17 protein-coding genes and 1 tRNA gene are annotated in these 24234 nt (G+C 61.1%); 3 read left to right on the top strand and 15 right to left on the bottom strand.

Going from position 1 to position 24234, the window contains the following annotated elements; genetic code table 11:
- The first annotated feature begins 29 nt into the window (after positions 1–29).
- A complete protein-coding gene (locus ABGT79_RS00675; RefSeq protein ID WP_294486420.1) occupies positions 30–383 on the top strand; it encodes a metalloregulator ArsR/SmtB family transcription factor in 354 nt (117 codons plus the stop codon).
- Between the two features lie 461 nt (positions 384–844).
- Here ABGT79_RS00675 and ABGT79_RS00670 read toward each other — a convergent pair whose 3' ends face one another.
- The gene (locus ABGT79_RS00670; RefSeq protein WP_346664543.1) at positions 845–1567 is read right to left on the bottom strand and encodes an NAD-dependent protein deacylase; all 723 of its coding nucleotides are present in this window, start codon (positions 1565–1567) and stop codon (positions 845–847) included.
- Positions 1568–1991: 424 nt separating this feature from the next.
- A complete protein-coding gene (locus ABGT79_RS00665) occupies positions 1992–5246 on the bottom strand; it encodes an SNF2-related protein (RefSeq protein WP_346664542.1) in 3255 nt (1084 codons plus the stop codon).
- 307 nt (positions 5247–5553) lie between these two features.
- Here ABGT79_RS00665 and ABGT79_RS00660 point away from each other — a divergent pair, with 307 nt between their 5' ends.
- Both ABGT79_RS00660 and ABGT79_RS00655 read left to right on the top strand, forming a co-directional pair.
- On the top strand, positions 5554–7122 hold the full coding sequence (locus tag ABGT79_RS00660) for a peptide-binding protein (RefSeq protein ID WP_346664541.1): 1569 nt from the start codon (positions 5554–5556) through the stop codon (positions 7120–7122).
- Between the two features lie 9 nt (positions 7123–7131).
- Complete coding sequence (locus tag ABGT79_RS00655; protein WP_346664540.1) at positions 7132–9420, top strand: bifunctional (p)ppGpp synthetase/guanosine-3',5'-bis(diphosphate) 3'-pyrophosphohydrolase; 2289 nt, start codon at positions 7132–7134, stop codon at positions 9418–9420.
- Positions 9421–10191: 771 nt separating this feature from the next.
- Here the strand turns inward: ABGT79_RS00655 and ABGT79_RS00650 are convergent.
- The 13 genes from ABGT79_RS00650 to ABGT79_RS00590 all read right to left on the bottom strand — a co-directional run bounded on the left by ABGT79_RS00650 (position 10192) and on the right by ABGT79_RS00590 (position 24094).
- Positions 10192–11322: a metallophosphoesterase gene (locus ABGT79_RS00650; protein ID WP_346664539.1), complete on the bottom strand. Its 1131-nt coding sequence runs from the start codon at positions 11320–11322 to the stop codon at positions 10192–10194.
- Between the two features lie 823 nt (positions 11323–12145).
- Complete coding sequence (locus tag ABGT79_RS00645) at positions 12146–12679, bottom strand: flavodoxin family protein (RefSeq protein ID WP_346664538.1); 534 nt, start codon at positions 12677–12679, stop codon at positions 12146–12148.
- Positions 12680–12981: 302 nt separating this feature from the next.
- A complete protein-coding gene (locus ABGT79_RS00640; protein WP_346664537.1) occupies positions 12982–14178 on the bottom strand; it encodes a hypothetical protein in 1197 nt (398 codons plus the stop codon).
- An 83-nt stretch (positions 14179–14261) separates the two neighbouring features.
- The gene (locus ABGT79_RS00635; protein WP_346664536.1) at positions 14262–15026 is read right to left on the bottom strand and encodes an alpha/beta hydrolase-fold protein; all 765 of its coding nucleotides are present in this window, start codon (positions 15024–15026) and stop codon (positions 14262–14264) included.
- A gap of 18 nt (positions 15027–15044) precedes the next feature.
- Complete coding sequence (locus ABGT79_RS00630) at positions 15045–15815, bottom strand: alpha/beta hydrolase-fold protein (RefSeq protein WP_346664535.1); 771 nt, start codon at positions 15813–15815, stop codon at positions 15045–15047.
- Positions 15816–16208: 393 nt separating this feature from the next.
- Positions 16209–16295 (bottom strand) — tRNA-Leu (locus tag ABGT79_RS00625).
- 69 nt (positions 16296–16364) lie between these two features.
- The gene (gene nifJ / locus ABGT79_RS00620; protein WP_346664534.1) at positions 16365–19883 is read right to left on the bottom strand and encodes a pyruvate:ferredoxin (flavodoxin) oxidoreductase; all 3519 of its coding nucleotides are present in this window, start codon (positions 19881–19883) and stop codon (positions 16365–16367) included.
- 187 nt (positions 19884–20070) lie between these two features.
- Entirely contained in the window at positions 20071–20568 is a 498-nt protein-coding gene (gpt, locus tag ABGT79_RS00615; protein ID WP_346664533.1) for a xanthine phosphoribosyltransferase, read from the bottom strand.
- A 13-nt stretch (positions 20569–20581) separates the two neighbouring features.
- Positions 20582–21409, bottom strand: coding sequence for a VacJ family lipoprotein (locus tag ABGT79_RS00610; RefSeq protein ID WP_346664532.1), 828 nt, complete (start codon positions 21407–21409; stop codon positions 20582–20584).
- The gene (locus tag ABGT79_RS00605) at positions 21409–22038 is read right to left on the bottom strand and encodes an ABC transporter substrate-binding protein (RefSeq protein WP_346664531.1); all 630 of its coding nucleotides are present in this window, start codon (positions 22036–22038) and stop codon (positions 21409–21411) included. The genes ABGT79_RS00610 and ABGT79_RS00605 overlap by 1 nt, the downstream gene beginning before the upstream one ends.
- Positions 22038–22481: an outer membrane lipid asymmetry maintenance protein MlaD gene (gene mlaD, locus ABGT79_RS00600; protein WP_346664530.1), complete on the bottom strand. Its 444-nt coding sequence runs from the start codon at positions 22479–22481 to the stop codon at positions 22038–22040. Before mlaD ends, ABGT79_RS00605 begins: the two co-directional genes overlap by 1 nt.
- A gap of 10 nt (positions 22482–22491) precedes the next feature.
- Positions 22492–23313 carry an ABC transporter ATP-binding protein gene (locus ABGT79_RS00595; protein ID WP_294486377.1) on the bottom strand — a complete coding sequence of 274 codons (822 nt, stop codon included), beginning with the start codon at positions 23311–23313 and terminating at the stop codon, positions 22492–22494.
- A gap of 7 nt (positions 23314–23320) precedes the next feature.
- Positions 23321–24094, bottom strand: a complete 774-nt coding sequence (locus ABGT79_RS00590) for an ABC transporter permease (RefSeq protein WP_346664529.1) — start codon at positions 24092–24094, stop codon at positions 23321–23323.
- Between the last annotated feature and the right edge of the window lie 140 nt (positions 24095–24234).

Genomic DNA, 24234 nt, shown 5'->3' with positions numbered 1-24234 from the left:
CGCAACTAACAGGCATGGGGAGGGGAACTATGGACATGCTGCTGTCGAGGCGTCTGCCGGACAGATCATATATTGAGGCGCAGGCCAGGATATTCAAGGCGCTCGGGCATCCGAGCCGGCTCATGATGGCCGAGGCGCTGACGCGCGGCCCGATGTGCGTGGCGGAACTGCAGCGTCTTGTGGGCGCGGACATGTCCACGATTTCCCGCCACTTGGCCGTACTGAAGGCCGCCGAGATCGTGACGGACGAGAAGCGGGGGCTGCATGTGTACTATGCGCTCAAGCTGTCCTGTCTGGGGCAGTTTCTGACGGCCACGTCGGCCACGCTCGACAAGAAGGCGCAGGCCCGGCAGGCGCGACTGACCGCCATGATGGCTCCCTGAGCCCGGCCGTCGAAAGACGGCGTTTCTGAAACTGTTTTGCTGAAAGGCCAAACAGCAAAAAAGAGGCGTTGCCGTTTTCCGCGTCGGTGTTTGTGTCGAAATGCGGCGAAAAATGTGCAGAAGCGCGCAAAAAAATTTTTTGCAGAGTCGTCTTGCCTGCGGAAAAGCGCCATATTTTTCGATGGGCCCTTTCCAGGCAGGAACGTTCTTCCGCCGAAGCGGCGAAGCCGGGAGGCGGAATTGAGGGGGCACGGGGAAAATCATTTCCCCCGGCGGGGGACGGGGCGGAGCCCCGCATCTTTTTCACCCCCTCAGTCGAAGGAACTCCAGAGCATGACGGGACGAGTGCGCCGCCGTTGTTGACGGCCGCCGAAGCGGCGGAGCCGTGGAGGCGGAATTGAGGGGGTTCGGGGGAAATCATTTCCCCCGACGGGGAGCGGGGCAGAGCCCCGCATCTTTATTTAAATCTTCAGTTCTTCCATTTCCTTTTTCAGGTCGCGGCCTATCCAGGTGGCGTAGCGGTCGAGGTGGGTGGGGTCGCGGTTGATGATGGCGATTTTGCCGCCGGACTGGAGGGTGATTTCGGGCACGGCCGCGGCCGGGTACACGGTGAGGCTGGTGCCGAGCACGAGCATGAGGTCGGCGGCGCGGGCTTCGCGTTCCGCCTCGGTGAGGGCGTATTCGGGCAGTCCTTCGCCGAAGAACACGATGTCCGGTTTCACGATGCCGCCGCATTTGTCGCACACGGGCACTTCGCCGGCGCGCACGCGGGGGGCGATTTCTTCAAACGTCCAGCTCTTGCCGCAGCGCAGGCAGTGGTGCAGCAGCGGCGAGCCGTGCAGTTCCAGCACCTTTTTCGATCCGGCCTTCTGGTGGAGCAGGTCGATGTTCTGCGTGATGACGGCGTGGATGATGCCTTCCTTTTCCAGACGGGCGAGCGTCTTGTGAACGATGTTGGGCTCCTTTTCCTCCAGATTGTAGAGAAAATCCTTCGAGTGCTCGTAGTAGTAGGTCGGATCCTTCATGAAGTAGTCGAGGTCGAAGAGCTTGTTGGCGTCGATGTCGGTGCGGGTGTAGAGACCGCCTGCGCCGCGGAAGTCGGGAATGCCGGAAAGGGTGGAAATGCCTGCGCCGGTAAGAACGACGGCGTGTTTGGCGTTGGAAAGCAGTTCGGTAAGCGTCATGTGCGGCTCCCGGATGGTTGCAGGTGAATGAGAACCGGGAAAATCCCGGCAAGGTTCCGCAGGCGGAGCGCAGCACGGATGCACGCAGCGCCCAGGCGACCCGGAGGCGGTGCGTCCGGCACGACGCTCGGCAAGTGAGCGCGGGGCGCAGAGGCAGGCGTCGGAGCGTCGGATTCGCGGACGCATGAGGCGAATTCGCAGGTGCGGGCGTCGGCTGCGCGGGTGGGACTGCGGGGCAGGCGTCGGAAGGGCGCTTTCGCTTTTTCGACCGCGAAGGCCGGGAAAAGTCCGGCGTTCCGAGGGCGGACCTTGTTCGTTTCTGCGAGGACGATACGTCAGGAGCGGGAAAATTCAAGGGGCGCGGACGCAAAAAAAAGCGGCCCGGCGCAGACGCGCGGGGCCGCTTGAGGTCGGCGGGAATCCGCTACACTTCAAAGAGCATTTCGAGGTCTTCTCTCGTGAGGGACTTCCAGGATTCCTGTCCGGGAATGACGGCTTCGGCCACGCCGCGCTTCATTTCCTGGAGCTTCAGAATCTTTTCTTCCACGGTGTTCTGACAGATGAGCTTGTAGGAGAACACCTGACGCGACTGGCCGATTCTGTGGGCGCGGTCGGTGGCCTGGCTTTCCACGGCGGGGTTCCACCACGGATCGTAGTGGATGACGTAGTCGGCGCTCGTGAGGTTGAGGCCCGTGCCGCCGGCCTTCAGGGAAATGAGGAAGATCCGGATGGACGGCGTGTTGTTGAAGCGGTCCACCTGTTCCAGACGGTCCTTGCTGGAGCCGTCGAGGTAGCAGAAGGGGATGTCCGTCATCTGGAGCCAGGCGCGTATCTGTTGCAGCATCTGCACGAACTGCGAGAACACGAGCACCTTGTGACCTTCTTCCACGATGTCGAGGATCATGTCCTTGAAGGCCTCGAACTTGCCGGACGGCATGTTGGCGTTGAAGCCGGGCATGTCCAGCTTGAGCAGCTTGGGATGACAGCAGATCTGACGCAGCTTGAGCAGGGCGTCGAGAATGGACATCTGGCTCTTGGCCATGCCCTTCTTGTCCACGTCGGCGAGCACCTGTTCACGCAGCTTGCGCGCAAGGGAGGCGTAGAGTTCGGCCTGTTCCTCTTCGAGGGCGCAGTACATGACGTTTTCCACCTTGGGCGGCAGATCCTTGACCACTTCGGCCTTGGTGCGGCGCAGAATGAACGGCTTCACCCGCGAACGCAGATATTCGAGGGTTTCCGCGTCGCCTTCCTTGATGGGCTTGATGACCCCGCGCTGGAAGGCGTGCTGACTGCCGAGGAAGCCCGGCATGAGGAATTCAAACAGGCTCCACAGTTCAAAGAGGTTGTTTTCAATGGGCGTGCCCGAGAGGCAGAGGCGCATCTTGGCGTTGATCTGCCGCACGGAGCGGGCGGTAATGGTGTTGGGATTCTTGATGTTCTGGGCTTCGTCGAGAATGATGGAGTTGAACTCGTGCTGTTCGAGTTCCTCCATGTCGCGGCGCAGCAGCGCGTAGGTGGTGATGACGAGGTCGGACGTCGCGATCTTGCGGAACAGTCCTTCGCGGCGCGTGCCGTACACGATGACGCGCGAAAGTCCGGGCACGAACTTGGAGGCTTCGCGGTCCCAGTTGGGCAGCACGGAGGTGGGCACCACGATGAGGTTGGGGCCCTGCGAGCCGTGGTTGACCATGTGCTGTACGAAGGCGAGCGTCTGGATGGTCTTGCCGAGGCCCATTTCGTCGGCGAGAATGCCGCCGAAGCCGTACTCGTTGAGGAAGTTGAGGTACGAGATGCCCTGAAGCTGATAGGGACGCAGCGAGGCCTGCAGGCCCTTGGGCGTTTCTATCTGCTTGACTTCGTGGAAGTTGCGGATGTTGTCGCGCAGCTTGCTCCAGAAGGAATCCTCCAGCGCGCCGGGCAGGTCTTCGAGCAGGTTGTCGAGCACCGGGGCCTCGTACTGCTTGAACTTCTGCTTGGGCGGCTTGGCCGGATCAAGGCCGAGCACCTTGAGCTTGTGGGCCAGCTTTTCGAGCCAGGATTCGGGCAGGGAGGCGTAGGAGCCGTCCTTGAGCTGCACGTAGCGCTTGCCCTTGAGCCAGGCCTTCCAGATGCGGTCGAGCGGCAGGTTCTGGCCGTCGTAATCCACCGAAATGTCGAGGGAGAACCACTTTTCCTTTTCGTTGCTTTCCACGCTCGCGTTGATGACCGGCGTGGAGGCGCGCACCTTGTAGCGCGAGAGCGTGGCTTCGCCGTACACGCGCCAGTTTTCCAGCAGGGTGGGGTAGGAATCGAGCAGGAAGGAAATGGCCTCTTCGGGTTCCATGAACCACAGGCGGCTGCTTCTCGGCTGGAAGCGCATGTCGGAAAGCTGGGTGATGAGGGCGTTTTCCTCCACCTGATTGCGGCGCACGAGGAAGGTTTTGCCTTCGTAGACGTAACTGCCGGTCTGGAAATCGGGGTTCGGTCCGGGCAGGGTGAATTCGCCGTGCAGGGTTTCGTAGATGTTCTGCACTTCGAGGGTAAGCAGGCTGCCTTCTTCGTCGAGGAAGAGCTTGGGATTGTACGTGGCCGGCTGGAACACGGGTTCCATGATCTTGAGGAATTCATCCTGCTCGTAGAGTTCCGAGGCAGGCAGGCTCGTCCACACCCTGTCGAGAAATTCGGGAATGTCTTCCTGCGGAATGACCGGGCCCTTGTGAACCAGCGCCTGAATGACGTGATGGTTCAGGCAGGTCTGCACCGGATAGAAGCCCTGATTCCAGCACACCCACAGGGGCATCTGTCCGTGGAACGTGGCTCCTTCATGCGCGGGAGCGGGAATGTCGCCGCTCTCGTCGGGCTCTTCGTCGATGATGGAAAACGGTTTCTTGCCTTCGCGCTGGAGCAGCACGTCGAAGCGCAGACCGTCGTCGTCGAGCGAGGGGCGCAGCTTGAGCGCCATGGGAGAGCTTTCGATGCGGCAGGGAATTTCGGTGTCCTTCCAGTAGAGATAGTCTTCCTTGCGTATGGCCCAGAAGAACCAGGAAAGCAGCCCGTCGGGGATTTCCACGCGGTGGCCGTAGTAGTCGAGATACTGGGCGATCTGACGGCAGACCACGGGCAGTTCCGGCGAATGTTCGCACCATTCGGGATTGCGCAGAATCTGATCGAGCGTCACTTCCTGACGCACGGAGGAAAGGCCGGTCTTGTTCTGACGGGCGCGGAAGAACTCCACGGACAGGCGTCCCGGTTCCGGGAAGAAGCGGAACAGAAAATAATGACGCCCCGTTTCGGGCTCGAAGGTGCCGCCGAAGAAGTGACGGAAGCTCTGCCGCCAGTCTTCGCGGGGCGCAGGCGCGGGATCGGCCTTGCCTTCTGAGATGTCCAGGGAGTTGATGAAGTGTATGGCCGTGGCGGCGACGTGACGACAGGGACCGTTGAAGGCTTCCATGCAGTTGCACATGGAATCGACCCGCTGTTCGGCAAGATTGATGTGGACCACCGGGCTGTAGGCCTCGAAATCTTCCCCCTGAACGGTGCTTTCCACCGTCCATACGTCGTTTTCAAAGCGCAGGGTGAATTTGCTGAGATTGCCTTCCGCTTCAATGGCGCGACCATATTCCGTAATATATTCGGGAATGGTGTTCTGAATGAAGTTTTCGGCAAGCCCACGGGCGGCGACTTCCTCGCGTCGGTTCATGGCAACAGACCTCAAATGACAGAAAGTATGGACAAGGCTGACCCTTGTGCGGCACGGTCGGAAGGGAAATCGACGGAAGCGGAAATCCTGAGCAAAAAAAGGCGATACCGACCATTGCCTTCTAGGATTATACGATAATATCCCAGTTTTCAAGAGAAGTGAACTGTGCTAGGCTTTTTTCATGAAAAAAAAGTTATATTTCCCGCATTGTCCCGGGTTGTTTTCCCCTGTTTCGGCGCAATATTGCGTTGAAACGAGAGGTTATTTTTCTTCCGCGCTGCGGCTTGCCGCAACGTTTTTGCTCTGCATGGCGTTTTTTGTCCGTATCTGCGGCGCGGCCGAGGAAAATTTTTCTCTTCCGGCGCAGCCCGAGTACGGCGGCAGCATACTCATGGGCAGCATCGGCGAGCCGTCCAACCTCATTCCCTATCTGGCGTCCGATTCCGCTTCGGCCGAGGTGGCGGGGCTGCTTTACACGTCGCCGCTGGAATACGACAAGGATTTCAATATAATAAAATGCGCCGCCGAAGAGTGGGAAGTGCTTGAGGGCGGACTTTTCATGCGCTTTCGCCTCAAGGAAGGGCTGGTCTGGCAGGACGGGCATCCGCTCACGGCCGACGACGTCACCTTCACCTACAGGCTCATGACGGACCCGAAAACGCCCACCGCCTACGCCGCGGACTTCCTCAACGTGAAGGAATACCGCCAGACCGGTCCCCTGTCCTTCGAGGTGCGCTACGATGCTCCCTACGCCCGCGCGGCCATCACCTGGATGCATCCCATTCTGCCCAAACACATTCTGGAGCACGAGAACATCGCCTCCACGCGCTACGCGAGAAATCCTATTGGCGCCGGGCCGTTCAAGCTCAAGTCGTGGGAGCCGGGCAGCCGTATCGTGCTTGAGGCCAACGACCGCTATTTCAAGGGCCGCCCCTACCTCGACGAGGTGATCTACCGCATCATTCCCGACAGCACCACCATGTTTCTCGAAGCCAGCGCAGGCAAGCTCGATTTCGTGGGGCTTTCGCCGCAGCAGTATCTGCGTCAGACCCAGGGCGAATGGTGGGAAAAAAACTGGCGCAAGTACAAGTATCTCGCTTCCGGCTACACGTATCTCGGACTGAATCAGAAAAGCCCCTTCTTCAAGGACAGGAGGGTGCGGCAGGCCCTTTCCTGCGCCATCGACAGAAAGGGAATCATCAAGGGAGCGCTCCTGGGCATGGGAGAGCCCGCGTTCGGCCCCTACAAGCCCGGAACATGGGTGTACAACACGTCGCTCAAGGCGTATGATTATGACCCTGAGCGTGCGCGCCGCCTGCTTGCCGAGGCGGGGTGGACGATGGGAAAGGACGGAATTCTGGAAAAGGACGGCCTGCCCTTCGAGTTCACCATACTGGTGAACCAGGGCAACAACGAGCGCATCAAAGTCGCCGTCATTCTTCAGCAGATGTTCCGGGCCGTCGGCGTGAAGGTCTCCATCAGGACGGTGGAATGGGCCGCCTTCCTGAAGGAATTCGTCGATACGAGAAAGTTCGACGCCCTGATTCTGGCGTGGAACATTCTTGACGACCCGGACATCTACGACGTGTGGCATTCTTCCGCCGCCGAGGGGCACGGACTCAACTTCGTGGGTTTCTGCAACGAGGAGGTGGACAGACTTCTGGAAAAGGGCCGGGCCCTCGCCGACAGAGAGCAGCGGAAGGCCATTTACGACAGATTTCAGGAAATACTTCACGAGGAGCAGCCGTACCTTTTTCTTTATGTGCCGTATTCTCTGCCCATGGTTCAGGCGAGGTTCCAGGGCATTCAACCAGCTCCGGCGGGCATTACCTACAATTTTGACCGGTGGTGGGTTCCCAGAGCGCTCCAGCAATAGCAGGTTCTTATGAGTCAGACTTCCATTCTTCAGACGACAGCGGAAGCGGGCGAGACCCGGCAGAAAGACGTTCATCCACAGGAAAATGTTTCCATGGTGGTCTCTCCCGTCACGGGGGTGAGCTCTCCGGCTTCGAAGATTCCTTCGGTCGACAGCATTGTGGAGGAGCTCGTCAAGCACTGTCCCGACGCCGACGTGGCCATGGTGCGCCGCGCCTACGACTACGCTTCCGCCGCCCACGCCGGACAGCTTCGACTCTCCGGCGATCCGTATATTCTGCATCCAGCCTCGGTGGCGCTCACGCTGGCCAAAATGGGCTTCGACGAGCACACCGTGGCCGCGGGCCTGCTGCACGACACTGTGGAAGACACCGATTCCTCCATCGACGAACTCGACGAACTGTTCGGCGAACAGGTGGCCGACATCGTGGACGGCGTGACCAAGATCAACATGATGACCTTCGACACCAAGGAAGAGGCGCAGGCGGAAAACATCCGCAAGATGATCCTTTCCATGGCGCACGACATCCGTGTTCCTGTGGTCAAGCTGGCCGACCGTCTGCACAACATGAGCACGCTGGAGTTTCAGAAGCCCTACAAGCAGCAGCGCATCGCCCAGGAAACCATGGACATCTACGCGCCGCTCGCCAACCGACTCGGTCTGCACCTTTTCAAGCAGAAGCTGGAGGACTTGAGCTTCCGCTATCTCCAGCCCGACGCCTACGCCGAAATCACCACCTGGCTCAAGGACAACCAGATAGTCGAGCGTCAGCTCATTTCCAAGGTCATTGCCAAGATCGAGGCCATCATGACCGAAAACCGCATCAACGGACGCGTTTTCGGCCGCATCAAGCAGACCTACAGCATCTATCGCAAGATGATGGCGCAGAAAACGCCCCTCGACGAGATGCACGACATCATCGCCTTCCGCGTCATCGTGAACGATCTGCGCGACTGCTACGCCATGCTCGGTCTTGTACACGTGCTCTGGAAGCCCGTACCCGGCCGCTTCAAGGACTACATTTCCATGCCCAAGGCCAACGGCTACCAGTCGCTGCACACCACGGTGATCGGGCCGGAAGGCGAGCGCATCGAAATTCAGATTCGCACCGAAGAGATGAACAACATGGCCGAACACGGCGTGGCCGCGCACTGGATGTACAAGGAGCGCAATCACGCCATCGCCATGCAGGACATGCCGCAGTTCCAGTGGCTGCGCGACCTCATGGAACGCCAGCGCGACGAGACGGATTCCCGCGAGTTCATGAGCTCGCTGCGCATGGACCTCTTCAACGACGAAATTTACGTGTTCACGCCCAAGGGCGCGGTGAAGCAGCTTCCCAAGGGCGCGACCTCTCTCGACTTCGCCTTTCTCATTCATTCCGACGTGGGCGCGCACTGCGTGGGCGCGAAGATCAACGGCAAGCTCGAACCCTTCGCCACGCCGCTGAAAAACGGCGACATGGTGGAGATCATCACCGACAAGAACCGGCATCCCCATCGCGACTGGCTCAAGATGGTGAAGACCTCCAAGGCCAGAAGCCGCATTCAGCATTACCTGCGCACCGAGGAGCGCGTGGCCGCCGTGGCCCTCGGCAAGGAGCTCTTGGAAAAGGAAGGCCGCAAGATGGACTTCAACGTGACCAAGGCCGCCAAGGACGGTCGGTTGCAGCTCGTGGTGCCGGAGTTCTCGCTCAACGTGCTGGACGATCTTTTTGCGGCCGTGGGCACGGGACGTCTTACCCCGCGCAAGGTGCTGCAGCGTCTGATTACCCTGCTTACGCCCAAGCACGAGCTCGTGCAGGAGAGCGCGGCCGCCAAGCCGGAAGGCGCAGCCAAGAAGCCTTCCGACGGCATCACCATCAAGGGCATCGAGGACACGCTCATTCACTTTGCCAAGTGCTGCAAGCCCGTGCCCGGCGATCAGGTGGTGGGCTTCATCAGCCGCGGCCGCGGCGTCATCGTGCATACGGCGAACTGCCCGCATCTTCAGAATCTGGAATCGGAACGCCTCATTTCCGTGACATGGAACAACGAGGAGAGCAAGCCTTTCCCGGCGGAAATCAGCATTCTCGGTCTCAACGAGAAGGGGCTTCTGGCCAAGATCAGTCTTGTGTTCGTGCAGCAGGACGTCAACATCAACGCGCTCCAGATCAAATCCACGGTGGACGGCCGCTCCCAGATGGACTTCACGGTGGAAGTGCGCGATGCCGTGCATCTCTACCAGACCATCGACAAGCTGCGCGCCATCGATCATGTGCTCGAAGTGCGTCGCGGTACGTCGGTCATGGACGTGTGAGACTGCGCTTTGAGGCAAACGACGGGCCGGGGCCGTCCCCCGGCCTTTTTTGTGCCCTGAGGTCGGGACGACGGGGCTGAGGGGCGCAGAAGAAGAGGCGGAGGAAGCGGGGAGCTCTGAAAATGCGGAGTCGGAGGGCCCGCGCTTCGGCGTCGTTCATCGAGAGCGTCGGGGCGGGGAACTCGGAGAGCTGGAGGAGAGAAGAGAAAAGGGGCGTGGGCAGTGTCGCCTCAGAGAGCCTCAGGAGCAGCCGTTGTTTCCCGCAGGCCGCGCATGCTTTTCCCTCCGCTCGTGTGCGGTCTGCGGTCAAGAGCCGAAAGGTCAGTTCTCGACATGCAAACGGACCAGTTTTTTGTCTGTGCGGGCAGAATAGAGGCCTGGTGCGTCGTCGGGCCTTGTCAGGTGGCGGCTCGTGTGCTGTCAGAAGCCCGAGCGCGGCATGCCGTTTCGTTATTGGGGGATCCCCGCGTGTGACGCGTCAGGGCCGATGTCCGCAGGCTTTTCACCCGGAGCTTTTCCGCGGATAGTCAGAGCGGGCGAAAAGATTGAACTGTTCCTTGAAGTTTTCTTGCGTACGCACTGAACGCAGGCAGGATGGCCGATGAATTGTCTGCAAAAGCGGAATCACAGGGCGTTTTCTTTTCTGCAAAACGAGAGCACGGGCTCTTGCCGAAAGGGCTGCGCCGGAGGTCTGCGGACCGCATCACGATCGCGGTCGGCATGCTTTTGCGGCGTTTTCATCCGACAGGGCCGGCGGGAGAGCTGTCCGGCTCAGGAGTCGGCCCTGCGGTGAAAGACGAAGCGGGTGATTTCCGAGGGCACGCCGAGGCGGCAGGAAAAGCCGTTCCACAGGCCCGTGCCCGGGTTGACGTAGATCTGTCCGCCCTGCGGCGTGGAATAAAGGCCGTTGACGTAGCCTGCGTTGTACGCTCCGATGAGCGGCGCCAGAAAGAATATGAGACCGCCGTGCGTGTGCCCGGAGAGCTGAAGCGCCACGCCCGGCGCGGGAATGCCGTTGCCGTTCGGCTTGTGACAGAGCAGTACGCGCACGCCGTCGGGAGCGCCGACAAATGCGGCCTCGACGTCCGGGCCTTGTCCGCCGAAGCGTTCGGCCGTGGAGTCGGGCACGCCGCCGAGCACCAGTCCGCCGGGAAGCACGCGATGCTCGTTGTTCAGCATGACGACGCCGAGCTTCTGAAATTCCTGTATCCAGCCGCGGGCGTCGTAGTAGTATTCATGGTTTCCCGTAACCCCGAAGACGCCGTATTTGGGCCGCAGGTCGGCAAGGGGCGTCAGTTCGCCCCGCAGGGCGTTCGGCAGACCGTCGATCATGTCGCCGGTGATGGCCACGGCGTCCGGCGAGAGCGCGTTGGTTCTCCGCACCACTTCGGCAAGCCATGCCTTTTTCTGCACCGGGCCGATGTGCAGGTCGCTGAGCTGCGCCAGCGTAAAACCTTCAAGCTCTGCTGGAAGTTTGGGGATGGCCACGTTCACGGTGCGCACGTCGGGCACGCGCACGGCCTGCCAGGTGCCCCATGCGCCGCAGGAGAGAGACACGAGCATGAGAAGGCCGCAGCGCCATCCCGGCGTGAGGGGCAGACGCCACGAGACACCGAAGAGGCGACAGACGCGCAGCACAAGTCCTGCCGCGTCCTTGGCGAGCGCCAGCACAAAGAGCATCAGCAGCGCGGCGTACAGCGCTTCCGCCGTCAGCATGACGGGCGCGGGCAGGTCGGGCCGGAAAAAGCCTCCGCCCACTACCTGATAGAAGACGTATTTGAGGGCGGCGGCCATGAGCGCGACGCCAAGCAGGGCCTTGGCGGGCAGTCCCGCCTTCAGAGGAAGGACAAGACTCAGAAAAACATAGACCGCCATGGTGATGGAAGGAAGAAGCAGGCGCATGGTTGTGACGGTATGAGGGGCGGCCCCTGGGCCGGAAGACGTTGTTGTGGAAATCGCGGCGACTTGCCGGACTTATTGATAAATTCTGGCTGGATAGTCGCAAAGAGTCAAGAGGGGCGAGCTGTCCGCCGCTCCGGAAGGCTCACGGATGGGCGCGCTGCGGGATCGGGCGGAAGAAGCTCTCCGTCATGTTTTCGGAAGGCTCACGGCTTTCTTTCGGAAGCGCGGCCGGGAATGCTGTGTTTTCCCGTTATGGGAGGACAGCCCAGGCAGAGCTCGGCCCCCGCGTGGGGAAGAACGGTCGTCACAGGCACAATTTCCGCGCATCGGTCGGCGCAGTCCTGCGCGCAGGGGAAACAAGCAGTCTCTTTCTGTCAGGCGTTGCACTGTTCCTTCGCGCTCTCCGTGTGCGGAAAATACCTTTTATTCAGCGGCGGCAAACGTTGAGCGTGGCAGCGCACCCCATGCGGAGATCCCTTCTCCCCGGAGTTTTCCGAATTGTTGTCGCTGAGGGCATCCCCACGGGCGCGGGAAGGTGGAAAGCCATCGGACCACGCAAGAAAACCCATGAACGTGTCTTCACGCGTACGGGAAGATTCCATTCCCATGGCATGTCGTTTCGTGAGTGCAGGCGCGGCCCCCGCGCGGGGAAGAACGAAGCTTTTGTTGTCTCCCTCCGGTCGGTTTCCGATGAGCGCGGATGTGCGGGGAAGAGCGTGCGGCGGCCTGCCGCAGGAAAAAGCAGGCCGTACGCGGCCCGTGCGGCGGAAAAAAGGACGGTTCATCCTCTTCCGCCGCGCCGGCGGAATGCTGGGAAAAGCTCTCAGGCGTTGCGTCCCATGTTGAACGCCTCTTCCATGGCGGCGTTGCCGGTCACTTCGCCTTTCTTCCATACGCCGGACGCGAGAATCACGCCCTTTTCCTGCACGCCGTCCAGGCAGTCGGTGAAGCCGCGGAAGCCGTCGATGGTGCGTTCCAGCGCCTTTTTGTTGCCGTCGGCGGCGGTGGCGATGAAGTAGAATTCCTTGCCCGAAATTTCGGTGTAGCGGGGCACGGTTCTGTCGATGAGCGTCTTCATCTGCGCGCTCATGGTGTAGAAATACACGGGCGTGGCCATGACGATGACGTCGGCCTCGACAAGTCTGTCGAGAATGGCCGCCATGTCGTCCTTCTGCACGCAGCGGCGGCTGCTTTCGCAGGCTCCGCAGCCCATGCACGGATGCAGATTCTTTTCCCGAAGCGCAATTTTTTCCACTTTGTGCCCTGCTTCGAGCGCGCCTTTCATGAACTGGTCGCAAAGCAGATCGGAGTTGCCGCCCTTGCGAGGGCTCGACGAAATGATGACGATGTCTTTCATGGTGTTTCCTGTGCGGTTGAAGGCCGAATGCCGCTTTGACGCGCGGCGTTTCCGAAGTGGAGTACGCAGGCGCTGCCGTGCGGCGGAACGGATGCCGCTTTCCGACCATCGGAGAGTCGGCACGCTCAGGGTGGGCCTTTTCCCCGCCCCTGTCCATAGCCGATTCTTTCTATTTCTTGCCCGAAACGCTCGCCGACGATTGAAGCGCCCGCGCTGAAGCGGCGGGCCGGAGAAAAGATTCCGGCTCCGGACAAGGGAGGGCGAAGGCGTCGCCTGCGCAACCTCCCCTGCCGGAGATCCGGCTAGTTTTTCGGGGCCAGGGCGTCGGCGTAGAAGGCGTTCATGTCTTCTTTGGTGGAGAAGGTGGCGATGAACATCTGATCCGCCATGGCGTCTGCCAGCGCCGGAGGAATGCGCCCGATCATTTTCATGTTTGCGGCGTACTTCTTCTCCAGCTCCTCGCGGGAGAGGCGGAACTCGCATCCGTCGCGGCGTCCGGCAAAGGCGCAGTAGAAGTGTTCGCCCACGGGCAGGGTGGAGCGGTCGAAGGCGATCATGTCCGCCCAGATCTTGTACACGTCGGTGCTGTTCGCGAAGTTCATCATGTCGGGACTGTAGCCGCCGCTCGGGCGCATGTTCACTTCCAGTGCCACTACGTCGCCCTTTTTGCCCATGCCTGCCTGATCCTGCGTGAGCCGGAAGAATTCAAAATGCACGAAGCGGCTCTTCACGCCGAAGCTTTTGGCCGTGGCGCGTCCGGCGGCGCGGGTGTCGTCGGGCAGATCCTTGAGAATGTAGTACATGACGTTTTCGGCGTTGTTCACCACGTCCATCAGCGACTTGGGCGTGATGTTGCCGGTCTCGAAGATCGGTTCGCCCTTGGAATTGTAGATGGCGTCGTAGGAATTGATTTCCGCGTGGATGAATTCTTCCATGATGTACGGCACGCCGGACTTTTTTTGCGCAAGAAAGGCGTCGAGATCGGCCTCGGAGGCAAGCTTGCGCGTGTCGGACGCTCCCACGCCGTTGTCGGGCTTGACCACCACGGGCCACCCCACGCGGCCGATGAAGTCGAGGCAGCCCTGTCTGTCGTCCACGAGGTGATAGGGAGCCGTGGCGATGCCGGCGCGGCGGTAGAATTCCTTCATGCCCGACTTGAAGCGGATGCTGGGAATGTCCTTGTTCTGGAAGCCGCTCGTGATGTTGAAGTCGGTGCGGAGGGCGGCGTCGCGCTCCAGCCAGTACTCGTTGTTCGATTCCAGCCAGTCGATGCGGCCGTACTTGTGGATGAAAAAGCCCATGGCCCGGTACACTTCATCGTAGTTTTCCAGACTGCTCACCTTGTAGTATTCGCTGAGGCTGGCCTTGAGCTCCGGCAGAAGCTCGTCATAGGGCTGATCGCCTATGCCGAGCACGTTCAGGCCGTCGGCCTTGAGGTGATGGCAGAACTTCCAGTAGTTTGTGGGAAAATTCGGTGAAATGAACACAAAGTTTTTCATGGTGCCTTGATCCTCCTTTCGGCGCCTTCCTTCTGAAACGGATCGGCGACGCGCCGATCCGGCATCCCCCTGCAATTCAGATGTCAGGCTGCGCGTTCGCCGAGCAGCCACGGCAGAAAGTATTCCACCTGCCGGTACCACCACGGCCAGTCGTGATTGACGTCGTGTCCCCAGATATCCACCCAGAGATGGATACCCTTTCTTTCAAAAATGTCCTTGAGCTGCCTCGTGGATTCGGGCAGTTCCCATGCTCCCTGACCAACGCAGATGGCGGCGCGCTGGCTGTTGTACAGAGGAATGTAGGGGTGGTCGGACGGAAAATTCGCCATGTAGTCCACGGGAGAATTGCGGTACACCACGTCGTCCATGTAGGAGCCGAAGCCGTAACTTGCCGTGTAGATGCCCGAAAGCGCCAGCAGACCGTTGAAGAGATCCGGACGGCGCAGGTACAGGTTCGCCGCGTGGAGCGCGCCGAGACTGCATCCGAAGGCAATGAGGCCGGGATGCCCGTCCCAGCCGTTGGCCACGCGCGCCAGATGCTGAGCAAAGGGCACGATTTCGTTGAAGAGATGATTCATCCACGCTTCGTGACGGCGGATGCGCCACCACGGATCTCCGCTCTTGTTGGACCACGTTTCCTGATCGATGGTGTCCACGGCAATGACCATGAGTCTGCCGTCTTCTATCCACGGAGCCATGGTGTCGGACATGTGGAAGTCTTCAAACGAGAAGAAGCGGCCGTCCTGACAGGGAACGAAGAGCAGGGGACGGCCGGCGTGACCGTACACCTTGCATTCCATGTCGCGGCCGAGGGCGGGACTGTATTCCTTGAAGTATCTTGTCTGCATGTGTCCTCCGAGTTGGCGTCAGCCGTCCAGGCCGTACATGAGGGTGTCGATGAAGAAGGGCGTCTGTTTTTCCCAGCTGGCCTCGCTGTGTTCGCCGCCGGGAACCACGCGCGCGGTCAGATGGATGCCGCGGTCGAAGATGGCGTCGGCCACGAGGCGCAGATCGTGCGCCATGCGGCGGTTGCCTCCGAATTCTTCCGAGCCCCAGTCCATGTACACCACGGTGTCGGGCGAGAGCGGGGCCGTGCGGATGAGGTCGGTCAGTTTTTTTCTGTCCGCCCAGATGTGGGGGGAGAGCGCCGCTGCGCGGGAGAAGATTTCGTTGTACTTGGTCACGGCGTAGAGGCTCATGAGACCGCCCATGGAGCTGCCTGCAATGAAGGTCTGCTCGCGCCAGGGAATGGTGCGCCAGCGCCGGTCGATGGAGGGCTTGAACGTGTTCACGAGCCATTCCATGGTGATGTCGCCCCGGCCGGTGACGCAGCCGAATTCGGGATCGCAGAAGTCGTAGGGCGAATATTCGGAGAGGCGGCCGTTGTCGGGATGATGATTGCATTCCACGGCGGCCACGATGAGGGGCACGTCGAAGAAGTCGAGGTATTCGGAAAGGCCCCAGCTTTTGCCGTGGGTGGCGTGGGAATCGAAGAAGACGTTGTGGCCGTCGAACATGTAGAGCACGGGAAAGCGGCGGCGGGGCTGATCCCGGTACATGGTGGGAAGGTAGAGATAGGCCCGGCGTTTTTCCCTGCCGGTGAGTTCGGGGATGGCGATGTTCCAGGTTTTGACCATAAGGCGTCCTTTCCGCGGACGCGGAGCGAGCGCGGATGCCGGCGCGACCGGCGCGTGTTCATGAAATGCGAAGTCCGCGCCTGCGGATGCGGCGGAGAGGGCGGCGGCATGATGCTGTGCTGCCGCGCGCGGACGAAGCGGCGCATCGGCGTCGCATTTTTCCGCATTTCCCTGAAAAAAGCTCTAGCACAGCGGGCCGCGGATTTCAATTGCGTCTGCCGGAAGCGTTGCGGGGCGCGAAAAAGCCGGAACAGAGACTCCCGGGAAAGGGCGCGCACAAGAGCGCCCGGCCATCAGACGATGGAAGAGCCCGACGCACGATTCTTGTTTTTGGCTGCGGAGGAGAAAAACAAAAAAGCCCGTGAGGATAACCTCACGGGCTTTGCGTGCTTCTGGTGCCGAAGAAGAGACTCGAACTCTTACTCCCGAACGGGAACTAGACCCTGAACCTAGCGTGTCTACCAATTTCACCACTTCGGCGCAGGAATGTAGATAGACAATTTGCCGCGGCTTGGCAAGTCTTTTTTTTGCGGAAACGAAAAATTTTTTTCAGTTTCCGCGGCGGAGCGCCTCGGCGAGCCGTTCGTAGCGAAGGTAGCGGTGCGCGGCTTCTTTGGCGGCCTTTTCGGCCAGGGCGTCGGCGCGCTCGGGGAAGGTGCGTTTGAGCGAGGCGTAGCGGTTTTCGCCGTTCAGAAATTCTTCGTAGGGCATGCCGGGTCTGGGACTGTCCAGCACGAGGGGATCGGGCCTGTCGGGATGATAGCGGTAGAGCGGCCAGTAGCCGCTTTCGGCGGCGCGCTTCATTTCCTGCTGCGCGTGAGCCATGCCCGCGCGGATGCCGTGGGCCGTGCAGGGCGCGTAGGCGATGACCAGGGAAGGCCCGGGATATTCCGAGGCTTCTTTGAGCGCCTTCATGAGCTGCTCGGGCGAAGCGCCCATGGAGACCTGCGCCACATAGATGTTGCCGTAGGCCATGAACATGGTGCCGAGATCCTTCTTGCCGCTCTTCTTGCCCGCGGAGGCGAACTGCGCCACCGCGCCGAGCGGCGTAGCCTTGGACGACTGGCCGCCGGTGTTGGAATACACTTCCGTGTCCACCACGAGCACGTTGATGTCTTCTCCCGTGGCGAGCACGTGGTCGAGACCGCCGAAGCCGATGTCGTAGGCCCAGCCGTCGCCGCCGAACATCCAGAAGTATTTTTTGACCAGCTGATCGGCGTGGGCGAGAATGTCGCGCACTTCGTCGGTCTGCGGCAGTTGTTCAAGCGCTGCTTTAAGGTTTTGCGAGGCTTCCTCCGAGCCTTCGTAGCTGTCGAAGAGTTCGATCCAGCGGCGGGCGGCATCGGCAGCGGGGCCTTCGGGGAGATGTTCCAGCAGACGGCGGACGCGTTCGCGTTCGGCCTCGCGCTGCTGACGCACGGAGAGCAGCATGCCGAGGCTGAATTCCGCGTTGTTCTCGAACAGGCAGTTGGACCAGGCCGGGCCCTGACCGCGCGCGTTGACGGCGTAGGGAATGCCGGGCATGGCTGCGCCCCAGGCCTGGGAGCAGCCGGTGGCGTTGGCCCAGTACACGCGGGTGCCGAAAAGCTGGGTAAGGAGCTTGGCGTAGGGCGTTTCGCCGCAGCCTGCGCAGGCGGCCGAAAATTCCAGCAGCGGCCGCCGGAACTGGCTGCCGCGCACGGTAAACGGCGCAAACACGCGCTTGTCTTCAATGCCGAGGGCGTAGTTCCAGAGCCTGCGGTTTTCCTGCACCTCGGCCCGCGGCGTCATGGCAAGCGCCTTGCCTGCGGCGGGGCAGCAGGAAACGCAGCTTCCGCAGCCCGTGCAGTCGGACACGCTGATCTGAAGAGTGTAGCGGAGGCCTTCGGCTCTCTTGCCCCGGGCCGGAGCGCTGACCAGACCTTCGGGCGCGCGGGCGGCTTCGTCTTCGGTAAGAAGGTACGGACGAATCACCGCATGCGGGCACACGAAGGAGCAGCGGTTGCACTGCACGCACGCTTCGGCATTCCAGCGGGGAACATGCACGGCGATGTCGCGTTTTTCCCATGCGGTGAGGCCCATGTCCATCTGTCCGTCTTCGTAGCCGAGGAAGGCGCTCACGGGCAGATCGTCGCCCTTCTGGGCGTTCAGCGGATCAAGCAGACGGGTCACCACGGCGGGCGCGTCGGCGCGCGGGGCGGGTTCGTCGTTGTCGAGCGTCTTCCAGCGTTCGGGCACGGGCGCTTCACGCACGTTCTCAAATCCCGCGCGGATGGCGGCAATGTTGCGCGCCACCACCTCTTCGCCCTTGGCGAAGTAGGTCTTGCGCACGGCCTCTTCTATGCAGGCTTCGGCCTGTGATTCGGGAATGATGCCGGAAAGATGGAAGAACGCCGCCTGAAGAATGACGTTCACGTGCTGGCCGAGGCCGAGCTCGTGCGCAATCTTCGTGGCGTCGATGATGAAGAGACGGGCCTTTTTTTCGGCGAGCGTCTTGCGGAAGCGCGCGGGCAGGCGCTCGTCGAGTTCGCTTTCCTTCCAGGTGCAGTTGAGCAGGAAGAGGCCGCCTTCCTTGAGTTCTTCGGCCATGTCGTAGAGGCCGACGTAGCTTTGCGCGTGGCAGGCCACGATGTTCGGATGACGCACGGCGCGGGAGGCGCGCACCGGCCCCCTGCCGATGCGCAGGTGCGAGCGCGTGAGGCCGTAGGATTTCTTGGCGTCGTATTCAAAATAGGCCTGCGCAAAGAGCGGCGTGACGCGGTTGATGATGTCCACGGTGTTCTTGTTCGCGCCCACCGTGCCGTCGGAACCGAGGCCCCAGAACTTGCAGCTCATGAGAATGTTGCCCCGGTCCGTGTCGAGCGCTTCGCCGCGCGGCAGGGAAAGATGGGTCACGTCGTCCACGATGCCGATGGAAAAATGATTCAGCGGCTCGGGGCGGCGCAGATTGTCGAAGACGTCGCGGATCTGGGTGGGGTCGGTATCCTTGGAGGAGAGGCCGTAGCGGCCGCCGACGACGAGGGCGGCTCGCCCCGCCCCCATGAGCGCGGAGCACACGTCTTCGTAGAGCGGTTCGCCCGCCGAGCCCATTTCGGCGCAGCGGTCGAGCACTGCGATGCGTTGCACATTTGCAGGGAGTGCGGCGAGAAGATGACGGGCGGAGAAGGGACGGTACAGACGCACCTGCACAAGGCCGACCTTGCGGCCCGAGGCGCGCAGGGCGTCCACGGTTTCCTCGATGGTACCGCACACGGAACCCATGGCCACGATGACGTCTTCGGCCTCAGGATCGCCGTAATACTGGAAGATATGATACTCGCGCCCGGTGAGCGCGCTGATCTTTGCCATGCAGGATTCCACGTCGTCCGGCAGGGCGTCGTAGAAGCGGCGGGAGGCTTCCCGCACCTGGAAGAACACGTCGCCGTTCTGCACCGTGCCGCGGATGCGCGGATGTTCCGGATTCAGGGCCTGAGCGCGGAAGGCATTCAGCGCGTCGCGGTCGAGCAGGGCGGAGAGTTCCTTGTCGTCGATTTCCTCCACCTTGCACAGTTCGTGAGAGGTGCGGAATCCGTCGAAGAAATGCAGAAACGGCACTCTCGAATGCACGGCGCAAAGATGGGCCACGGCGGCGAGGTCCATGACTTCCTGCACGCTGGCCGTGGAGAGCATGGCAAAGCCGGTCTGGCGGCAGTTCATGACGTCGGAATGATCGCCGAAAATGGACATGGCGTGCGTGCCCACGGTGCGCGTGGCCACGTGCAGCACGCAGGGAAGGTGTTCGCCGGCGATGCGGTGCAGCACCGGAATCATGAGCAAAAGCCCCTGCGACGAGGTGAAGGACGTGGCGAGCGCGCCGGTTTGAAGCGCGCCGTGCACGGCGGCGACGGCCCCTGCCTCGGACTGCATTTCCACGAGACGCACGGGCTGACCGAACATGTTGAGGCGTCCGCGGGCGGACCAGAGATCGGTTTTTTCCGCCATGGGGGAGGATGGGGTGATGGGATAGATGGCGGCTATTTCGGTGAATATATAGGCGACGTGGGCGGCTGCCGTGTTGCCGTCCATGGTGACCATGCGTTTAGCGGACATGATGACTCTTTTCGTTATGGGCGGCGGGGGGCGGCTGCCCGTCGGAAGAAAAAACGGTTATTGCCCCCGAACGGGGGAATGGGAGCACAGACGACGCGCGCTGTCAATTCCTTTTCCCGGAAAAGTCGGCGTGCGGAAATAAAAAAAGGCCGGTAAAACCGGCCTTTTTTCGATGGGAGACAACTCCTCAGTCGCCTTCCTTGAGATCAATGATGGGCTTGGTGTACTGCACTTCGGAATCCCAGGGGAACAGCACCCAGGTGTCCTGACTGAGCTCGGTGACGAAGCTGTCCACGAGGGGAATGCCCGCAGGCTTGGCGTACAGCGTGGCGAAATGCGCCTTGGGCAGCATGTCGCGCAGAATTTTGGCAGTGTGGCCGGTGTCCACGAGATCGTCGATGACGAGGGTCTCTTCCGAGTTGAAGGAAGGATCGGCGCTCTTGAGTACGGTTTCCTGATCGCCTTCCTCGCGGTAGTTGTAGAGCATGATGCAGGCGGTGTCGATGTGGCGGATGTTGAGCTCGCGGGCGATGATGCCGGCGGGAATGAGTCCGCCGCGGGTGACGGCCACGATTTTGGTGAACTTGCCGCGTTCCAGAAGGCGCCAGGAGAGAGCCTTGGCGTCGCGGTGGAGCTGTTCCCAGGTTACGGGGAAGGTTTTGTGATAACGGTCTGCTTTTGCCACGGTTGTCTCCTGGCTAGTCCTGAGTGTTGGAAGAGAAGGTCATGCGCTGCAGGCGGTTTTTCCGCATGTTGAGGTAGGCGTTGCGCAGGGCCACATAGGGTTCCAGAGCGGATTCGGTAATCTGATCGTAGGGCTTGTAGAGGGCGTCGGCGCCGTTGAAGGCAAGATACACGCTGCTTGCGGTGCTGACTTCCCAGTCGAGCGCGTAGTACTGCGGCTTCATGAAGGCGTCGCCGGTTTCGCCCACGGCTCCGCGAACGGTGGAGGGCCCGAGGAAGGGAATGATGAAGTACGGCCCGTCGGGCACGCCCCACACGCCGAGCGTGTAGTCGAAATTTTCGGTTTCGGGATGATAGGGGTAGAGCGGCTTGCTCTGACTGGCCACGTCGGCAAAGCCGAGGCTGACCATGAAGTTCACCACGGAACGGTCGAATTCCACGCCGGCCTGGGCAAACTCGCCCTGCAGCAGGCTGTTGAGCATGCGCACGGGGAAGGCCACGTTGTGCGCAAAATTGCTGACGCCGTTGCGGATGGGTTCGGGCACGATGAAGGCGTAGCCCTTGTGCAGAGGCTTCACGATGTATTCGAGGAACCAGTCGTTCACATGGAACCAGAAGCGGTTCCAGCCTTCCAGCGGATCGTCCTGCGCGGCGAGGTCTTCGGTGCTGTAGTCGTCGTAGTCGTCGAGGCCGCCGAAGTCTTCCCCGGCGTCGGCACTCTGCGCGACGCTTTCAACTGCGACTTGCTGCGACGCGGCGGGAGCGTTTTCCTGACGGGAGGCGCAGCCTGTGCCGCAGGCGAGAACCAGGGCCAGAAGGGCGGCGAAAATTGCGGTGCGCATCACTTGGCTTCCTTGGGTTTGTTTTTCTGTTCTTCGGCCTTGGCCTTCACGCGTTCGATGAGTTCCTGCGGCGAGTTCTTGGTCAGGATGTCGCGGAACTGATCACGGTAGTTCTTGATCATGCTGATGCCCTCGATGAGCACGTCGTACACGACCCAGCGGTTGTTCTTTTCCAGCATGCGGAAGGCCACGGGGTAGGTCTTCTGATCGGCGAGAAATTCCATCTGCACTTCCACGCGCTTGCCGTTGCCGGCGCTGATTTCGCCGGTGAAGCGGATCTTCTGGCCGTTGTATTCATCGAGCGTGTCGATGTAGGTGTTGCGCAGAAGTTCGGTAAAGGCGTCCTTGAACTGCTGTTTTTGTTCGGGCGTGAACTGCCGCCAGGTGGGGCCCACGGTGCGGGTGGAGAATTCCTCGAAGTCGAAGAGATCAAGCACGGCGTCTTCGACCTTCTTGCGGATGACGGGCTTGCCTTCCGGCGTCTTGAAGGCCGGATCGTTGAGCAGGGCGAGTATGCGGTCGGCGCCGGCCTCGGCGGTCTGACGGGCGGTCATGTCTGCGGCGCTGGCGGGCAGCGCCGCGGCAAGCACGCAGAGAACCAGGGAGAGAAGGAAAATTTTGATGCGCATTATACACCTCCGAAAACGACTTTGCCGATCAGGGCTTCGAGGTCAAGGGCTGGTTCCGTGTCGGTAATGAGGCTGCCGGGTTCGAGCGGGGTTTCCGAGCCTCCGGGCGTGATGGCGATGTATTTGTCGCCGATGAGGCCGCTGGTCTTCACCGAGGCCATGACGTCTTCGGAGAGCGGCACGCCTTCGTTGATGTGCAGATCGACGTGGGCGGTGTAGTCCTTGGTGTCGAGCCGGATGGCGGACACCCGGCCGATGGACACGCCGGCGATTTCCACGCTGGCTCCGACGCGCAGACCTGCCACGGAGGAGAAACGCGCGGTTACGGTGTAGCCGCTCTCGCCGAGCACTTCCATGCGGCCGAGCTTGATGGTGAGATAGGCCACGCAGACAAGGCCGATGACCACGAATATTCCAATGACGGTGTTCTTTGCAGCTGACATAGGTTCCTCGTTAATCGTCCAGCCATTCGGCCAGCGCCTTGCGCACGGAGCTGTCCAGGGGCGGAGCCGCCATGCGGCGGGATTCTTCAAATTTGCGGTCGAGAAAACGGCGCAGATAGGGGTCCTGCGACGCGTGAAGTTCTTCCTTTGAGCCGGAGAAGGCCGCACGTCCGTTTTGCAGCACGAGCACGTGTTCGGCAATGTGTTCCACGCTGCCGAGGTCGTGCGTGACCACCACGGTGGTCATGGAAGGATAGCATGCCTTCATGTCGAGCAGAAGCTGATCCATCTGCGCGGCCGTGATGGGGTCAAGGCCGGAGGTGGGTTCGTCGCAGAAGAGCACGGGCGGCTCCGTGACGATGGCCCGGGCGAGGCCTGCGCGCTTGCGCATGCCGCCGGAAAGCTCGCCCGGATAGTAGGAGCCGAACTTTTCCAGACCCACAAGAGCCAAGGTGCGCAGGGCGGCTTCGCGCAGGGTTTTTCTGGGCAGTTTCGTGTGCTCCACAAGGGGCAGGGCCACGTTTTCGGCGAGGGTGAGGGAGCTGATGAGTGCGCCGTCCTGAAAGAGCACGCCGAAACGGCGGCGCATCTTGCGGAACTGCGTTTCCGACATGTTGCACACGTCGCGTCCGCCGATGCGTATGGAGCCTGCATAGGGGCGGTTCAGGCCCAGCAGCAGGCGCAGAAGGGTGGTCTTGCCGCAGCCGGATTCGCCGAGAATGGTGGTGATGGTTCCGGCGGGAATGACGGCGGAAAAGTCCTTCAGCACGATGCGGCCGTCGTAGCCGCCGTCGAGATGTTCAAGGGTGATGTCCCAGGCTTGCTGATTCATGCGCGCCTCAGAGAAGGAAGGAGGTGAGAACGTAGTCGGCCATGAGAATGAGCACGCAGCTCATGACCACGGCGGACGTGGTGGCGTTGCCCACGGCTTCCGCGCCCTTGCCGTCGCTTCTTCTGTGGGCGTTGTAGCCCTGGAAGCAGCACACGGTGATGACGATGACGGCAAAGACCACGGCCTTGAGAAAGCAGCCCTGCACGTCGTCCATGGTGACGCTGGATTCGATGCCGGAAAAGTAGCGGCCTTCGTTGAGTCCGAGCAGCACGCAGGCGGACAGGTAGCCGCCGAAGATGCCCACCACCGTGAAGATGGAGGTGAGCAGCGGAAACGTGAACAGGGAGGCCAGAAGACGCGGGGTGACGAGATAGCCCGTGGGATTGATGTCCATGACTTCGAGGGCGTCGATCTGATCGGAAATGCGCATGACGCCGATTTCCGCGGTCATGGCGGAACCGGCTCTCGCGGTGATCATGACGGCGGTGAGCACGGGGGCCATTTCGCGGATGAGCGTGAGGGCGAGCAGGGAGCCGAGCATGCCCTGAGCGCCGAACATGGACATGGCGTAGAAGGCCTGCAGGCCGAGCACCAGACCGGTGAACAGGCCGATGAGCAGGATGACGAACATGGATTTCGCCCCGATGACGTATATCTGCTGGAGAATCTTGCCGAACAGCCGTCGGGAGCCGTATGCCTGCCTGAAGCCTTCAAAGAGGAACAGCGCCATCTCTCCGAGGCGGTTCAGAAGATTCAGGACGGGTGCAAAGATTTCATTCATAATGTTGTCTTACTCCGGTGGATAAGTAGAGGGACGTTAGCCGATTTCCCGAATTTTAGCAACGCATGCGCCTGTTGCGGAGCCGGACGCTTGCATGATTTTTCCTGCGGGGGTATGAGAGAGGATTGTCATTTCATGAT

Origin of the sequence: uncultured Mailhella sp. (genome assembly GCF_963931295.1) — a bacterium.
Classification (GTDB): domain Bacteria; phylum Desulfobacterota; class Desulfovibrionia; order Desulfovibrionales; family Desulfovibrionaceae; genus Mailhella.
This window is presented reverse-complemented; position numbering and strand designations above follow the sequence as displayed.

Coding starts and splice junctions, on each gene's coding strand:
- ABGT79_RS00630 (WP_346664535.1), bottom strand. CDS start 15,815: ATGGTCAAAACCTGGAACATCGCCATCCCCGAACTCACCGGCAGGGAA.
- ABGT79_RS00675 (WP_294486420.1), top strand. CDS start 30: ATGGACATGCTGCTGTCGAGGCGTCTGCCGGACAGATCATATATTGAG.
- ABGT79_RS00640 (WP_346664537.1), bottom strand. CDS start 14,178: ATGAAAAACTTTGTGTTCATTTCACCGAATTTTCCCACAAACTACTGG.
- ABGT79_RS00665 (WP_346664542.1), bottom strand. CDS start 5,246: ATGAACCGACGCGAGGAAGTCGCCGCCCGTGGGCTTGCCGAAAACTTC.
- ABGT79_RS00605 (WP_346664531.1), bottom strand. CDS start 22,038: ATGCGCATCAAAATTTTCCTTCTCTCCCTGGTTCTCTGCGTGCTTGCC.
- ABGT79_RS00645 (WP_346664538.1), bottom strand. CDS start 12,679: ATGAAAGACATCGTCATCATTTCGTCGAGCCCTCGCAAGGGCGGCAAC.
- ABGT79_RS00660 (WP_346664541.1), top strand. CDS start 5,554: ATGGCGTTTTTTGTCCGTATCTGCGGCGCGGCCGAGGAAAATTTTTCT.
- ABGT79_RS00650 (WP_346664539.1), bottom strand. CDS start 11,322: ATGCGCCTGCTTCTTCCTTCCATCACCATGGCGGTCTATGTTTTTCTG.
- ABGT79_RS00670 (WP_346664543.1), bottom strand. CDS start 1,567: ATGACGCTTACCGAACTGCTTTCCAACGCCAAACACGCCGTCGTTCTT.
- mlaD (WP_346664530.1), bottom strand. CDS start 22,481: ATGTCAGCTGCAAAGAACACCGTCATTGGAATATTCGTGGTCATCGGC.
- ABGT79_RS00635 (WP_346664536.1), bottom strand. CDS start 15,026: ATGCAGACAAGATACTTCAAGGAATACAGTCCCGCCCTCGGCCGCGAC.
- ABGT79_RS00655 (WP_346664540.1), top strand. CDS start 7,132: ATGAGTCAGACTTCCATTCTTCAGACGACAGCGGAAGCGGGCGAGACC.
- ABGT79_RS00610 (WP_346664532.1), bottom strand. CDS start 21,409: ATGCGCACCGCAATTTTCGCCGCCCTTCTGGCCCTGGTTCTCGCCTGC.
- ABGT79_RS00590 (WP_346664529.1), bottom strand. CDS start 24,094: ATGAATGAAATCTTTGCACCCGTCCTGAATCTTCTGAACCGCCTCGGA.
- nifJ (WP_346664534.1), bottom strand. CDS start 19,883: ATGTCCGCTAAACGCATGGTCACCATGGACGGCAACACGGCAGCCGCC.
- ABGT79_RS00595 (WP_294486377.1), bottom strand. CDS start 23,313: ATGAATCAGCAAGCCTGGGACATCACCCTTGAACATCTCGACGGCGGC.